Origin of the sequence: Allotamlana fucoidanivorans, from assembly GCF_006265225.1 — a bacterium.
GTDB classification, from domain to species: Bacteria; Bacteroidota; Bacteroidia; order Flavobacteriales; family Flavobacteriaceae; genus Allotamlana; species Allotamlana fucoidanivorans.
Window position 1 is genome coordinate 256,074 of record NZ_VDCS01000005.1, and the last position, 15,058, is coordinate 271,131.

The 15,058-nt window shown below is 35.0% G+C and carries 13 protein-coding genes and 1 tRNA gene; 8 read left to right on the forward strand and 6 right to left on the reverse strand.

Features of this window, described 5'->3' with window-relative positions; translation table 11 throughout:
• The first annotated feature begins 101 nt into the window (after positions 1-101).
• The 8 genes from glmS (at position 102) to FGF67_RS06720 (ending at position 9,746) form a co-directional block, all read left to right on the forward strand.
• Positions 102-1,955: a glutamine--fructose-6-phosphate transaminase (isomerizing) gene (gene glmS, locus FGF67_RS06685; protein WP_139696004.1), complete on the forward strand. Its 1,854-nt coding sequence runs from the start codon at positions 102-104 to the stop codon at positions 1,953-1,955.
• Positions 1,956-2,258: 303 nt separating this feature from the next.
• Positions 2,259-5,024: a TonB-dependent receptor gene (locus FGF67_RS06690; RefSeq protein ID WP_139696006.1), complete on the forward strand. Its 2,766-nt coding sequence runs from the start codon at positions 2,259-2,261 to the stop codon at positions 5,022-5,024.
• A 19-nt stretch (positions 5,025-5,043) separates the two neighbouring features.
• Complete coding sequence (locus FGF67_RS06695; protein ID WP_139696111.1) at positions 5,044-6,597, forward strand: SGNH/GDSL hydrolase family protein; 1,554 nt, start codon at positions 5,044-5,046, stop codon at positions 6,595-6,597.
• A gap of 167 nt (positions 6,598-6,764) precedes the next feature.
• A complete protein-coding gene (gene atpD, locus FGF67_RS06700; protein WP_139696008.1) occupies positions 6,765-8,273 on the forward strand; it encodes a F0F1 ATP synthase subunit beta in 1,509 nt (502 codons plus the stop codon).
• A gap of 82 nt (positions 8,274-8,355) precedes the next feature.
• Complete coding sequence (locus FGF67_RS06705) at positions 8,356-8,649, forward strand: FoF1 ATP synthase subunit delta/epsilon (RefSeq protein WP_139696010.1); 294 nt, start codon at positions 8,356-8,358, stop codon at positions 8,647-8,649.
• A gap of 180 nt (positions 8,650-8,829) precedes the next feature.
• Entirely contained in the window at positions 8,830-9,180 is a 351-nt protein-coding gene (locus FGF67_RS06710; protein ID WP_139696012.1) for a YtxH domain-containing protein, read from the forward strand.
• A 13-nt stretch (positions 9,181-9,193) separates the two neighbouring features.
• The gene (locus tag FGF67_RS06715) at positions 9,194-9,565 is read left to right on the forward strand and encodes a hypothetical protein (RefSeq protein WP_139696014.1); all 372 of its coding nucleotides are present in this window, start codon (positions 9,194-9,196) and stop codon (positions 9,563-9,565) included.
• Positions 9,543-9,746 (forward strand): hypothetical protein, encoded by a 204-nt coding sequence (locus FGF67_RS06720; RefSeq protein ID WP_139696016.1) that lies wholly within the window; start codon positions 9,543-9,545, stop codon positions 9,744-9,746. The genes FGF67_RS06715 and FGF67_RS06720 overlap by 23 nt, the downstream gene beginning before the upstream one ends.
• A gap of 118 nt (positions 9,747-9,864) precedes the next feature.
• Here FGF67_RS06720 and FGF67_RS06725 read toward each other — a convergent pair whose 3' ends face one another.
• From FGF67_RS06725 to rseP, 6 genes are all read right to left on the reverse strand, one after another.
• Complete coding sequence (locus tag FGF67_RS06725) at positions 9,865-11,085, reverse strand: serine hydrolase domain-containing protein (protein WP_139696018.1); 1,221 nt, start codon at positions 11,083-11,085, stop codon at positions 9,865-9,867.
• A 37-nt stretch (positions 11,086-11,122) separates the two neighbouring features.
• Positions 11,123-11,626 carry a hypothetical protein gene (locus FGF67_RS06730; protein WP_139696020.1) on the reverse strand — a complete coding sequence of 168 codons (504 nt, stop codon included), beginning with the start codon at positions 11,624-11,626 and terminating at the stop codon, positions 11,123-11,125.
• A 151-nt stretch (positions 11,627-11,777) separates the two neighbouring features.
• Positions 11,778-12,368: a Crp/Fnr family transcriptional regulator gene (locus tag FGF67_RS06735; protein ID WP_139696022.1), complete on the reverse strand. Its 591-nt coding sequence runs from the start codon at positions 12,366-12,368 to the stop codon at positions 11,778-11,780.
• A gap of 222 nt (positions 12,369-12,590) precedes the next feature.
• On the reverse strand, positions 12,591-13,121 hold the full coding sequence (locus FGF67_RS06740) for a hypothetical protein (protein ID WP_139696023.1): 531 nt from the start codon (positions 13,119-13,121) through the stop codon (positions 12,591-12,593).
• Between the two features lie 279 nt (positions 13,122-13,400).
• Positions 13,401-13,474 (reverse strand) — tRNA-Asn (locus FGF67_RS06745).
• Positions 13,475-13,546: 72 nt separating this feature from the next.
• Entirely contained in the window at positions 13,547-14,893 is a 1,347-nt protein-coding gene (gene rseP, locus FGF67_RS06750) for an RIP metalloprotease RseP (RefSeq protein WP_139696025.1), read from the reverse strand.
• Positions 14,894-15,058: the final 165 nt, after the last annotated feature.

Sequence of the window (15,058 nt, forward strand, 5' to 3'; positions counted from 1 at the left end):
TCGGTTAAATCATTCTATTCAAATAAAAATTAGCTTAAGCTAATTTTTATTTTACATCTTTGTTTGCAAGAAAATAAAACCCAAAATCAAAATTCAAAACTATGTGTGGCATTGTTGGATATCTAGGACACAGAGAAGCTTACCCTATTATTATTGAAGGCTTAAAACGATTAGAATACAGAGGTTATGATAGTGCAGGAATTGCACTTTTTGATGGTACTGACTTAAAAGTTTCTAAAACAAAGGGTAAAGTAGCCGATCTTGAAGAAAAAGCTGAAGCACAAATTACAAAACATGGTAATGTAGGCATTGGCCATACCCGTTGGGCAACACATGGTGTTCCTAATGATGTTAATTCGCATCCACATGTTTCTAATTCGGGCGATTTGGTTATCATTCATAATGGTATTATTGAAAATTATGAGGCTCTCAAACAGGAATTAATTTCCAGAGGATATACTTTTCAGTCTGATACAGATACCGAAGTACTGGTTAACTTAATTGAAGACGTAAAAAAACAAGAAAACATTAAATTAGGTAAAGCGGTTCAAATAGCACTTAACCAAGTTATTGGTGCTTATGCCATTGCTGTTTTTGATAGAAATAAGCCTGAAGAAGTTGTTGTAGCGCGTTTAGGTAGTCCGTTAGCCATTGGTATTGGTGAAGACGAAGACGAATTCTTCATTGCTAGTGATGCCTCTCCTTTTTTAGAATACACAAAAAATGCCGTATATCTTGAAGATGAAGAAATGGCCATTATTAGGTTCCATAAGGGAATAAAAATCAGAAAGATAAAAGATGATTCTCATGTAGACACCTACGTTCAAGAGCTACAAATAAATCTGGAACAAATTGAAAAAGGGGGTTATGAGCATTTTATGCTTAAGGAAATTCATGAGCAACCCAAAGCCATCACAGACACTTACAGAGGAAGATTATTAAGAAACGAAGCTATTATAAAAATGGTAGGTGTTGAAGATAACATGAAAAAGTTTCTTAATGCTAACCGTATCATTATTGTAGCCTGCGGCACCTCTTGGCACGCAGGATTGGTTGCAGAGTATATTTTTGAGGATTTAGCCCGCATACCTGTAGAAGTAGAATATGCCTCTGAGTTTAGATACAGAAATCCCATAATAAATGAAAACGATATTCTCATAGCTATTTCTCAATCTGGTGAAACAGCCGATACATTGGCAGCCATTAAACTAGCTAAATCAAAAGGCGCTTTTGTTTTTGGGGTGTGTAATGTAGTAGGATCTTCCATCGCTAGAGAATCGGATGCAGGTGCTTATACCCACGCAGGACCAGAAATTGGAGTAGCTTCAACAAAGGCATTTACTACGCAAATTACTGTGCTTACTTTAATGGCTTTACGATTAGCCAGAGCAAAAGGTACTATAAGTAGTTCCGATTTCAGAACACATTTGTTAGAGCTTGAAATGATTCCTAAAAAAGTAGAAAAAGCATTAGAATCTGACGCTTTAATTCAGGTTATTTCTGATGTTTATAAAGATGCTCGTAATTTCTTATATCTAGGAAGAGGTTATAATTTCCCTGTAGCACTTGAAGGCGCTTTAAAACTAAAGGAAATTTCTTATATCCATGCAGAAGGCTATCCTGCCGCCGAAATGAAGCACGGTCCTATAGCATTGATTGATGAGAATATGCCCATTGTGGTTATAGCTACTAGAAAAGGGCATTATGAAAAAGTGGTTAGTAATATTCAAGAAATAAAATCAAGAAAAGGCAAAATTATTGGTATTGTTACTGAAGGCGACAGTCAAGTGAAAGAGTTAGCAGATCACGTTATTGAAGTACCTGAAACCTTAGAGTCCTTATCACCGCTCTTAACCACTATTCCATTGCAGTTGCTCTCTTATCACATTGCTGTCATGCTAGGAAAGAATGTAGATCAACCACGAAATTTGGCCAAATCTGTTACCGTAGAATAAATTAATTTTACCTATATTAAAAGCCTATGAATTTAAAACTCATAGGCTTTTTTATTGCTTTTAAGGTTGTCCGAAAAATTCTTTCAAATAAGATTCAGGACATTACTTCTCCTCACATTATCTTACTTAGATTTAAAATCAATTATTTTAGATATTTTATGTTTAAATTTAGAATATGGCAATATTTAACTCAATATTTTATTAAAACATACTATGCGTGCATAATTTTTTTATATTTTTATTGGCAAGCACTATTTAAAACAAAATACTATTTTAGTTCAAACTTAACTATTTTAACATTACATGAAGACATTTTATCAATTATTACTGTTGTTCATTTGCAGTTTTGCATACTCTCAAACAACAATTTCAGGATCAGTTGTTGATGACAATAGTCAACCCATCCCTGGCGCAAATATCATTGTTCTAGGAACAACAACGGGCACAGTGACCGATTTTGACGGTAATTTTACATTAACCTATAGTCAAAATCCACCATTTTCAGTCCAGGCTAGTAGTGTAGGCTTTGAATCCATGACCTTAGAGGTAACATCAAACAGTCAAACACTAAGCTTTGTTTTAATTGAAGGTACGGCCTTAGACGAAGTGGTTATTTCAGCCTCTAGAACACCCGAACGTATTTTTGAATCACCAGTAACCGTAGAGCGTTTTGGGCTTAAAGAGATAAAAAATACAGCATCAGCAGATTTTTATGATGGTTTAGAAAACTTAAAAGGCGTTGATGTTAATACCAATAGTTTGACATTTAAGTCGGTTAACACCCGTGGCTTTGCCACCTTTGCAAACAACCGCTTTATGCAATTGGTTGATGGGATGGATAATTCCACACCAGCCCTTAACTTCCCAATAGGTAATTTAGTAGGTATGACCGAAACCGATGTGCTCAGTGTTGAATTACTACCTGGAGCATCTTCAGCATTATATGGTGCTAATGCCTTTAATGGTATATTATTTATGCGTAGTAAAAACCCATTTGATTATCCGGGTATCAGTGCATCACTAAAACGGGGAATCACATCACAAAAAGCTGCTGGCGATAATGCTTATACTGATTTAAGTTTTAGAGCAGCACATAAGTTCAGTAACAAATTTGCTGGGAAAATTAATTTTGGCTATTTAAAAGGTACTGATTGGGCTGCTAATAGTAAGGTTGATAAAAATTCGAATGGAGGCACTCGAGAGAGCAATATAAATTATGACGGTGTAAACGTTTATGGTGATCTTGCTTCAGCAAATATAAGGGCAGAAGCTCCTGAATTTATCAAACCTCTTGTCCCAAATGTTTATGTAAGTAGAACGGGATATGAAGAAGAATACTTAACCGATCACAATGCTGAAAGTGTTAAAGCGGATTGGGGCTTATACTATCGCCCTTGGGAAAACGATTTTGAAATATCTTATGTTGGAAAAGTTGGTACGGGGTCTACTATCTATCAAGGTAGTAATAGGTACTATATAGATGGTTTCACGCAACAACAGCATAAACTAGAGTTTAAGAACAATAATTTCTTTTTAAGAGGATATGTAGTTTCAGATAAAGCTGGTGATTCTTATGATATGGTTGTAACAGCCGTTCAAATTAATAGAGCTTGGAAAAGTGATGAAGATTGGTTTGGCGATTATATAAGCACCTATGTAGGAGCCACATTGGGCGGAGCCACTGAAGATCAAGCGCATGCTGCTGCAAGGGCACAAGCAGAATCGGGAAGATATTTACCTGGATCTCCAGAGTTTAATGAGGCCTTTAACCGAAGTATCAACGATCCTAATTTAGCTACAGGATCAAAATTTCAAGATGCCTCTAAATACTACCATGCAGATGGAAATTATAACTTTAGTCATTTAATGGATTGGGCCGAGATACAAGTAGGTGGCTCTTACAGAAAATATAATTTAAATTCATTTGGAACCATTTACACAGATTATGATGGATCTATTGACTATTCTGAATTCGGACTATATACGCAAATTCAAAAAAGCCTAGAATTAAATCAAAGCTTAGAATTAAAGTTAACGGGCTCCGTTCGTTATGATAAATCAGAGTTTTTTGATGGATTCTTTTCTCCGAGATTATCGGCAGGCTTAACCATAAATAGAGATCATAACATTAGAGCATCTGTTCAAACTGGATTTAGAAATCCAACCACCCAAGATTTATTTATTGGTCTAGACACTAGTTCTTATATTTTGGTAGGCTCAGCTCCTAACAACTTAGATAGATATTCTAGAGATTATAGAGTTAGTACTAGTGGGCAACTGTTAGGGCAACCAGCTTCAATCACGCAAACAGGGGCTGCAGCGTATACCAATTCATACACCAGAAGTGCCGTTCAAGAATATGAAGAAACCGGAAACACCGATGTTTTTGAAGAACCTAGCGCCATTGGTAACCCTAGCCTAATAAAACCAGAGCAAGTGACTTCGGCCGAGGTTGGATATAGAGGAAAACTTAACAACCTTACTATTGATTTTAGTGCCTATTACAATAGCTATAAAGATTTTATTTCGCAGAACAGAGTTGTAGCACCACTTTATGGCACTGTTGGAGATAACTCACTATCAATCAACGCTATTGAAAATGGTGACTTTCAAGATTATGGTATTTATACAAATTCTGAAGCAGACGTAAACTCCTACGGCGCATCCCTTGGGTTATCAACCAAAATATTTGGTAATTTCGATTTAAGCGGAAGTTATACCTATTCCAAACTGGATTTTGACAGAAAGAAATACCCTGATTTTGTAACTAACTTTAACACCCCTGAACATAAATTCAAAGCTTCATTTGGAAATACTGAGTTGTTTAAAAACTTTGGCTTTAATATAGCTTACAGATATAGCGATAACTATTATTGGGAGGCTACTTTTGGAAACGGGCTTGTTCCAGAATACCACGTTCTTGATGCTCAAATCAATTTGCAAGTACCCAGTTTTAAATCTACTTTTAAAGCAGGGGCAACAAACCTTACTGGGAAAGAATACTATACTGCTTATGGCACTGGCTTTATAGGTTCCATGTACTACGTTTCATGGATTATTAACAATTAATAAAATGAAAAAGAAAATCATGAATACAAAATATATAATCGTTCTATTTCTTTTACTGGGTTTTACCGCATGTAATTCACCCGAAGATGTATTAAGAGACAATAATATTCCAGTCCCTAAAGAGATTATTTTACCCGATTTAACCTCTGGTGTGGCTGATTTTTCAAAGTATGTCTCTGTTGGAAATTCACTTACAGCGGGACTGTCGGACGGAACGCTCTTTCTGGCTGCACAGAAAAACGCATTCCCAAAAATACTTTCAGAAAAATTTGAATTAGCTGGCGGTGGCGCATTTACCCAACCTTTAGTTAGCGATAATTTTGGTGGACTCGCCTTAAACGGCACCAGAATTGAAGGTTTCAATCCCAGATTTGTAACTACAGGAGGTGCCCCCCAACCTTTAGAGTCTGTCATTGGACCAGTCACCGTTACAACAGATATTGTATTGAACAACCCAACGGGGCCTTTTAACAATATGGGAGTCCCTGGAGCAAAAAGTTTTCATGTGATAGCACCAGGTTATGGTAATTTAGCAAACTTACCGCTCGCCAATCCGTACTTTATAAGAATGACAGGAAACACGCCCAATGCCAGTATTCTGGAATTAACTATGGCTCAAAACCCAACATTTTTCACATTATGGTTAGGAAGTAATGATATTTTAGGCTATGCATTAACTGGAGGTGATGGCACTAACCCTATTACAGACCAGCCCACGTTTGATTTTGCTATGACTACAATAGTAAATACCCTAACCTCAGGAGGTGCAAAAGGCGTAATTGCTAATATTCCTTATGTATCAGATATACCAAATTTCACAACTATTCCATGGGATCTATTAGATCCTACAGACCCAGATTTTGAGAGTATTTTGCCTTTAATTCCGACCTTAAACGCGCAACTTTATGGACCATTAAATCAGATTTTCACAGCATTAGGAGAACCCGACCGAGTTAATCTACTATCCGCTGATGGCCCCAACCCTTTACTGATACATGACGAAACCGCAACCGATAGATCAGCAGAAATTGCAGCCACACTTACTCCTGTTTTAGGCGCACCAACCGCTGGCGCATTCGGAGCTATTTTTGGAAAATGCAGACAAGCCAAACCCGATGATCTAATCCTTTTAGCAGCTGGTTCGCAAATTGGAAAACCGGCTCCGGGCTTACCAGCACCTGTTAACGTGAATGGCATTAGCTATCCCCTGCAAGACCAACTTGTACTCATTCCGAGTGAGCAAGCCGAAATTAAAACCGCAGTAGATAACTTTAATGCTACTATTGAAGCTGCTGCCGGTCAAGCTGGATTGGCCTTTGTAGATGCCAATACCTTGTTATCTCAACTAAAAGACACAGGCATAGCGTCTAATAATTTTATTTTAACGTCAGATCTGGTCACTGGAGGTGCCTTTTCATTAGATGGTGTACATTTAACCTCTCGTGGTTACGCCATAATTGCGAACGAATTTATGAAAGCCATTGATGCTAAATATGGCTCTAATTTTGAAGCCTCTGGCAATTTAGTTGATATTGGCGCGTACCCAACCAACTACTCACCTTTGTTACAATAATTTAAATATGAAAGAATTGCAAAAAACACCTTCAAAATGAGGGTGTTTTTTTATTATAAAAAAGCCAAGAAAAAGCACTTTCATTTTAAATTAAAAAATATATCTTTGCAGCGCGAAAACAAAAAGTGTTTTCACAATTAAGTCGCATAAAATTAAACAAATAAGTAATGTCTAAAGTTACAGGAAAAGTTGCACAGATCGTTGGACCAGTTATCGATGTTGAATTCGCTGCAGGTTCAGAGCTTCCAAAAATTTACGATTCATTAGAAATAAAAAGACCTGATGGTTCTATATTAGTACTAGAGGTACAGTCTCACGTTGGTGAAGATACCGTTCGTACCATAGCTATGGATTCATCTGATGGTTTAAGTAGAGGAACTGAAGTTATTGCAACTGGTGCTCCTATCCAAATGCCAATTGGTGATGATGTTTACGGACGTTTATTTAATGTAATTGGAGATGCTATTGATGGTCTTGGTGATTTACCTAAAGCAGGAAATGCGGGATTACCAATTCACCGACAAGCACCTAAATTTGAAGATTTATCAACTTCTACTGAAGTTTTATTTACAGGTATTAAAGTAATTGACCTTATTGAGCCTTATGCAAAAGGTGGTAAAATTGGTTTATTTGGTGGTGCTGGTGTAGGTAAAACAGTATTGATTCAGGAGTTGATTAACAATATTGCAAAAGGTCACGGTGGTTTATCAGTATTTGCTGGTGTAGGAGAAAGAACACGTGAAGGAAATGACCTTTTAAGAGAGATGTTAGAGTCTGGTATTATCCGATATGGTGAAGACTTTATGCATTCTATGGAAGCAGGTGGATGGGATTTATCGAAAGTAGATAAATCTAAAATGAAAGAATCTAAAGCGACTTTCGTATTCGGACAAATGAATGAGCCTCCAGGAGCTCGTGCACGTGTGGCTTTATCTGGTTTAACTATTGCTGAATATTTCCGTGATGGCGCTGGTGATGGTCAAGGAAAAGACGTACTTTTCTTCGTAGATAACATCTTCCGTTTTACACAAGCTGGATCTGAGGTATCTGCATTATTAGGTCGTATGCCTTCTGCGGTAGGTTACCAACCAACATTAGCAACAGAAATGGGTGCTATGCAAGAGCGTATTACTTCAACTAAAAAAGGATCTATTACTTCTGTACAAGCGGTTTACGTACCGGCGGATGATTTAACTGACCCTGCGCCTGCAACTACGTTCGCGCACTTAGATGCAACAACAGTATTATCTCGTAAAATTGCTGAGTTAGGTATTTATCCTGCGGTAGACCCATTAGATTCTACGTCTAGAATTTTAACAGCAGACATTTTAGGAGCAGATCACTACAACTGTGCCCAACGCGTTAAAGAGTTATTACAACGTTACAAAGAATTACAAGATATTATTGCGATCCTTGGTATGGAGGAATTATCGGAAGACGATAAATTAGCTGTAGGTAGAGCAAGACGTGTACAACGTTTCTTATCACAACCATTCCACGTAGCTGAGCAGTTTACTGGTATTCCTGGTGTATTAGTTGATATTAAAGAAACTATTAAAGGGTTTAATATGATTATGGATGGTGAGTTAGATCACTTACCAGAAGCAGCATTCAACCTTAAAGGAACCATTGAAGAAGCTATTGAGGCTGGTGATAAAATGTTAGCTGAAGCTTAATTTTAATTCAGAATTAAGAATGAAGAATTATGAGTACATAATATATTCGGAATTCATAATTCATAATTCATAATTAGAACATATGTATTTAGAAATTGTATCCCCTGAAGCAACATTATTTAATTCAAAGGTAGAATCTGTAGCTGTACCAGGTGCAAATGGTGAGTTTCAAATGTTAAATAATCACGCTCCAATTGTTTCAACCTTGGTAGCAGGAACTATTAAGATTAGAATACACACTGAAAGCCATTTAGATTATGACCAATTACATCCTGAAGTTAAACCTCATATGGTAGACAACAAAGTCTTACTTATAAATATTAAATCAGGAACTTTAGAAATGAAAGATAATAAGGCTATTATTTTGGCTGATTAATCTCATTTTAAGATATACTATAAATAAAGGGAATGCGATTGCATTCCCTTTTTATTTGCTCAAGATGTTACCAATTAATACAAACGCACTTAAGATTTAATTTTTAAATCACTCTTTTTAGGCATCTCAATTATTTTAGTTAATTTTAAGGAAAAGGAATATTAATTAAAAAAAAGCAAGATGAGTAAAAGTAGTAATCTAGTATTAGGCTTATTGGCAGGAGGCGCTATAGGGGCAACTCTAGGTATATTATTTGCACCAGACAAAGGGATTAACACCAGACAAAAACTAGTGGATGAAGCCTTGTCTGCTAAAGCAGACTTATCTGAAAAAGCCCATGAGGTAAAGGACAAGGTAGCATCTCAAGCGAAGCAAAAGAAAGACTCATTAGATAGTCAATTGGAATCTATACTCAACAATGCCAGTTACAAAGCTGATGATATTATTACGAGTTTAGAACAAAAATTAGCTATTTTAAAGGCTCGAAATAAACAATTTCAAAAGGAGACTTCAAATAAAACAAACTCTTAAAACCTTCGGCTTAATGAGCGTTATTGATTCTGTAAAAGAAACGAATAAAAAAGCGGTTGAAACTGGCGAACGATTCTTAAATAAATCGTATGCATATTATAAATTAAAACTATTTCAACAACTATCTGTTTCAGCAAGTATGCTCTTAAAGGTGCTTGCTATAGGTAGCTTAATTTTAATAGCTTTAAGCTTTTTTACCGTGGCCTTAGCCTTTAAATTAAGCGTGATTTTAGAGAGTTATCCCTTAGGTTTTAGCTTAATTGGACTCTTATACCTTTTGTTTGCTTTGATTGTTTATATGTTAAGAAAACGAATAAACAATAGTATTGTTAAATCTCTATCCAAACCCTTTTTTAGTAACGATGAAAATATATCACAATCTTGAAAGTGTTGAGCGCGATTTAAAAATTCTCAATCTTGAACGCAAAATTGCGTTAGAAGAATTAAAGCATCTAAAAAAAGACTATGAGGATAGTGTAAAACTGCCACAGTGGCTACAAACAGGTGTTGAACTTGGAAGTAAACTCAGTACGTTTCTATTTCTTAGGAAACTATTTAAAAGGTAAAAAAGACCTTTCATTGTTCTGATGTTTTAGGTTTGTAGAACTGTTACACAATAATATATCGCATTCAACCAATTAGAAAACCTGCTAACATTTGATTTCACTTTATGATAAGAATACTTTATAAAGATTCAGCAATAGTTCTATATAAAGTTAGTTCATGATCTCGAAAAAAGTGGGTTGTATCTGTTTTAAAATGATAATTTGAAGATAGTTTAACAATAACCATATCTTTATCTGGGTCTACATATATAAATTGTGTATAAATACCTTGAGCATAAAACTCATCAAGAGCACCTAATGGAATCCACCATTGATACCCATAACCCTCTTTCAATTTAGCATTAGTGCGCTTGCCTGGCATTAAATGTGGCGCATCTGGTGTAATGGACGCCTTTACCCATTCGCTAGGCACTAATTGTTTACCCTTCCAATGGCCTAAATTCAGAAATAACTGTCCCATTTTAGCATAGTCTTTAGCAGTACAGTTCAAGCCACCTAAAGCAAACTCCATCCCCTCATTATCAATAATCCAAAAAGCATCAAATTCCGCTCCAATAGGTTCCCACAATTTTTTATACATATATTCGGAAATTGACATACCTGTTGCTTTAGTCAAAATCATACCAAGAACTTGCGTATCTATACTTACATATTGATTATAAGTACCAGGTTCTCGTTCTCTTATTAAGGTTTTAGCAAATTTTCTCATGGGTTTTCCAATAGCAAAATAGCGTCCCATAATATTAATATCTGAATAAAAGTCACTATAGTCTTCATTAAACTTCACTCCTGATGACATTTGCAACACGTCTTTAATTTGAACACCATCATACCCCGTTCCTTCAAACTCTGGAAGATACTCGGTAACGGTATTCTTTATACTTTTAATATAGCCCTCTTCAATAGCTATTCCTATGAGTGTAGAGATAACAGATTTAGCCATGGAAAATGAAATATGGGTATCTGTTGGTTGAAATCCATTGCTATAATATTCATGCTTAATAGAATCATTTTGTATAACCAATAAAGCATCTGTAAGCGTATAATCAAGATAAAATTGTGTGTTTATAACGGAATCATTATGACTAAAATTTTTAGGCAAAATATGTGCTTTATTGGCATAAGGAAAGGCATAGGGTTGTGATGATTTTTGAACTAATCTTATTGGGAAAATGGACTCAATATCACGAAAATTCTCCGATATGCTTTCTGGTTCAAAAAAGGTAACTACCTTGTATAAACGATAAGCTTCTTGCCTGTAAAAAAATGCTATAATAAGGCTTCCTAACAATAAAAAAACTATTATTCCTTTACCTATTCTTTTGATTAGTTTCATCATTTCAATACGGCTTAGTAACACAAAACGGGTTCAGCTATTATATTTTATGTATTTGGACATTATCAATCCAGAAAGTTCCTGGTTCAAGAATATTCAACTCTAATCTAAGTTCCATGTCTTTAGGAACATCTATGATAAACTCAAACATTTTCCACCGGTGTATGTCTGCGTTATCTTCCAATATAACCTTCATATGTCCTTCAAAGGCATTAACACCACCTGCCTTAATTCTATATTTTGTACCTTGATTCATAATCCAGAACTTAATACTATAACTAGCTTCTCCTTTAAAACTTCCTACCTCGCGAAACTGATTAGTAAACCCAGGAGAGCCCCATCCGCCAGTACTTTTACAATGTTTGACTTCAAACTTAAGTGATTTTTTACCCTCAATAAAATTTTCTTGATCTATCACAATATTGAAATCAGAGTTAGGAACTGTATGAGGCGTATACATTTGCCAATTCACAGGTAAATCATTTTGGATGTGTTCAAACCCTCCATTTAGCCTGGCAGAACGATCTATTTCAATGTCACTCATTTGTTTACAGCCGATAAAAACTAGCAATATCAAGCTTAAAAAAACCTTAGAAAACTTAATTGCGTGCATCTTTTTCATGGTCAAACTATTTCTTTTAACAAACTTCTAAGTCAAAATTAATGAGCTGTTACCTAAGATTCATTAACCTGAGTTAAGAAATGTCATTAGCAAATTTTCGTCTTATTCTACTTAATGAGGGTGGTTTTACTCCAACATAAGACGCTATATGATACTGTGGAATTCTTTGAGCAAGATTAGAATAGTTCTCTATAAAACTTTTATAGCGTTCTACATGCCCCTGCATATAAATGGCGAGTAACTGACGCACCATAACTTCAAAACGATGTTCAATAATAATACGTCCTATTAAATTTCCATTTGACACTTTTTTAAATATGTTTTGCAGATCGGAATAGTTAATTATTAACATTTCACAATCCTCTATAGCTTGAATATTTTGTAGTGAAGGTGTCTTATTATTGAAGCTTTGGTAATCGGCTATAAACTCTCCTTCTTTAGTAAATTCAAAGGTCGCTTCATCACCATCATTATAAACAAAATACCTAACCAAACCGCTATGAAGAAAAGCAACATGTCTATTAATTTTGCCTGACTCTAAAAAACAGGCTCCCTTTACAAGGTTAAAAGGTTTAAAGCTATTCATGATTAATTGCTCTTCAAGGGCGTCTAATTTGGAAATACGATTGACCAGATTTAACATATGAACATACCTTTGCTCCATCAATTAATACATTTAAGGAATTAATTCTTTTAAAGATACAAAAAACAAATGGGGTGTTTTATAAGCATAAAAAAAGACCTCACATTACTGTGAAGTCTTGATTTTGCTTAGCTCCTCACAGATATTGTTTTATCGAATCAATGTAATGATAATTTGCTGAAGTTTACTTCATTATTTAATAGGGATATATTTATTGACAATAAAAAAACGTTTAATATGATATTAGTTTTTCCATTTTCCACCACTAACATAAAAGCCTATACTGGCTCCTAAATAACTATTTTTTATGGATTCCCCAAACTCTAAATCTGACTTAGGTAGGATATTATATTCTAGAGTCATTCTAAATTTACCCAATTCAACCCCTCCTCTAACTAAGGCTCCGAATTGCTCTCCTAGATTAATAACATCTCCCCCTGGACCTCCTATATCACTTAAAGCAAAATAGCCTAAACCAATTCCTAAGAATGGTGAGGTTGAAGAATTTTCACTACTAAAGTAATAGTCATAAGTACCTAATATACTTATATTATAGTCGGCATCTTTAATTCCTAGAGAAGCAGCCGAACCAAGCCTTAAACCAATATTTGAATTATCAGTGATATTATATTTTGGCTCAACTGAAAAAAGTGCACCGCCATCATTTTCAAAAACATACCCCAAATCTAAACCTACTCTAAACTTTCCTTCCTCTTGTGCATTTATGCTTAATATCCCAAAAACACCTAACACAATTATTAATAGTTTTGTCATAACATTATTATTGATTAGTTTTCTAAAGATACGGAACTTTAAATGGAAAGTATTAAACACAAAAAAACTACCTAATTTCTTAGGTGGTTTTATTCTTATATCGATAAGATTATATTTATCATTGCAACTAGAACATCATCCACTTATTAGTGTAGGTGAATGCTTTTTTTGCCTAAACACAACAATTGATCATGATCCGTAAAATACAGGTAAGTTAAAAGCTTAGTTAAGTCCATAAAAAAAGGCCTCACATTTCTGTGAAGCCTTATGCTTGCTAAGCTCCTCTTCTTGGGCTCGAACCAAGGACCCTCTGATTAACAGTCAGATGCTCTAACCAACTGAGCTAAAGAGGAAGATGTGCTTTGCTTTAGCGAGTGCAAATATAAACTGTTTTTTAATTACTGCAAATAATTTTTTAAAATTTTTTACCCAAAAATGGCTTTATAAATATCGTTTCCATTGGCAAACAGCACAAGCGCAATTAAAATAAAGAACCCAACCATTTGAGCATACTCCATAAACTTATCTCCTGGCTTTCTTCCTGATATCATTTCATATAATAGAAACATGACGTGACCGCCATCTAACGCAGGGATAGGTAACAAGTTTAACACACCTAACATGATAGAAAGAAAGGCTGTAATGTTCCAAAACACCTGCCAGCTCCATGAACTTGGAAAAATATCATATATAGCTTTAAAGCCACCTACACCTTTATAAGCACCTGTGCTGGGCGTAAAAATAGCCCCTAGTTGATCCCAATATGACACAATTTTGTCTTTGGCTTTTTTCAACCCTACAGGAAATGCTTCTAGTACCCCATAATCTTTAACTTCAAAATCATAATATCCTAAAGCTTCCAAGGTTTCAAAAGTAGATCCGCCAGCAATCACTAAACCTAATTTAGCTTCATCACTAATCTTAAGAGGAACTTCAATCTCTTGATCGTCTCTTTTTACTATTCCTGTTACGCTTTGACCTTTAAATGCTTCTAATTGTGTTTTTACTTGATCGGCATATTTTGTTGAAACACCATTCAATCCAACAAGCATGTCGCCTTCTTTTAAACCGCTGGTATAATTAAAAGATGTATCAGGTACTTTCATAACAATAAAGGGTTGTCTTAAATTTATAAACCCTTTTTCTTTGGCATCCATCAATTGTGATAGGAAATCTTCTGGCATCGTGATGGTAGATTGTCTCCCATCTCTCTCAATGGTGATAACTTTACCAAACAACACCTTTTCAGTAATTTGAGAAAAAGTTTCAATCTCATCACCATCTACAGCTATAATCTTATCACCAGTTTGTAATCCTGCTTTATTAGCTACAGAACTTTCAATAAGTAATCCGTCTTTTATATTTTCATTAGGAAGAAAGATATCACCATAAAAATAACTCATGCCGATGTAAATTAATATGGCTAACAAGAAATTTACGGTAACACCACCTAACATAATTATTAATCTTTGCCATGCTGGTTTAGACCGAAATTCCCAAGGTTGTGGTTCTTGTGCCATTTGCTCGGTATCCATACTCTCATCAATCATGCCCGAAATTTTCACATACCCTCCTAAAGGCAACCACCCTATACCGTATACCGTTTCTCCTATTTTCTTTTTAAACAGTGAGAACTTGACATCAAAAAACAAGTAAAACTTTTCTACCCGAGTTTTAAAAGCTTTGGCAGGAATAAAGTGCCCTAATTCATGAAGAATAATCAGTAGTGATAAGCTTAATAAAAACTGAGATATCTTTATAACAAATTCCATATATCGTCTAACATTTTTTTATAATCGCACAAAAGTAACGTTTTAAACCAACTTTGAAAAAACTATTACGGTATGCATCTCTTTTTAACACCATTTTAAACTAAAAATCTAACAACCAAATCCGTAATTCATTGTATTTTTGTGTTTATAATTTTATATAAGTTC

What these genes read in the sequence shown, in the direction of transcription:
- FGF67_RS06720 (WP_139696016.1), top strand. Translation starts at nt 9,543, where the DNA reads ATGAAAATATATCACAATCTTGAAAGTGTTGAGCGCGATTTAAAAATT.
- FGF67_RS06730 (WP_139696020.1), bottom strand. Translation starts at nt 11,626, where the DNA reads ATGAGTGACATTGAAATAGATCGTTCTGCCAGGCTAAATGGAGGGTTT.
- FGF67_RS06695 (WP_139696111.1), top strand. Translation starts at nt 5,044, where the DNA reads ATGAATACAAAATATATAATCGTTCTATTTCTTTTACTGGGTTTTACC.
- FGF67_RS06705 (WP_139696010.1), top strand. Translation starts at nt 8,356, where the DNA reads ATGTATTTAGAAATTGTATCCCCTGAAGCAACATTATTTAATTCAAAG.
- FGF67_RS06725 (WP_139696018.1), bottom strand. Translation starts at nt 11,085, where the DNA reads ATGATGAAACTAATCAAAAGAATAGGTAAAGGAATAATAGTTTTTTTA.
- FGF67_RS06740 (WP_139696023.1), bottom strand. Translation starts at nt 13,121, where the DNA reads ATGACAAAACTATTAATAATTGTGTTAGGTGTTTTTGGGATATTAAGC.
- FGF67_RS06715 (WP_139696014.1), top strand. Translation starts at nt 9,194, where the DNA reads ATGAGCGTTATTGATTCTGTAAAAGAAACGAATAAAAAAGCGGTTGAA.
- FGF67_RS06735 (WP_139696022.1), bottom strand. Translation starts at nt 12,368, where the DNA reads ATGGAGCAAAGGTATGTTCATATGTTAAATCTGGTCAATCGTATTTCC.
- FGF67_RS06690 (WP_139696006.1), top strand. Translation starts at nt 2,259, where the DNA reads ATGAAGACATTTTATCAATTATTACTGTTGTTCATTTGCAGTTTTGCA.
- rseP (WP_139696025.1), bottom strand. Translation starts at nt 14,893, where the DNA reads ATGGAATTTGTTATAAAGATATCTCAGTTTTTATTAAGCTTATCACTA.
- atpD (WP_139696008.1), top strand. Translation starts at nt 6,765, where the DNA reads ATGTCTAAAGTTACAGGAAAAGTTGCACAGATCGTTGGACCAGTTATC.
- glmS (WP_139696004.1), top strand. Translation starts at nt 102, where the DNA reads ATGTGTGGCATTGTTGGATATCTAGGACACAGAGAAGCTTACCCTATT.
- FGF67_RS06710 (WP_139696012.1), top strand. Translation starts at nt 8,830, where the DNA reads ATGAGTAAAAGTAGTAATCTAGTATTAGGCTTATTGGCAGGAGGCGCT.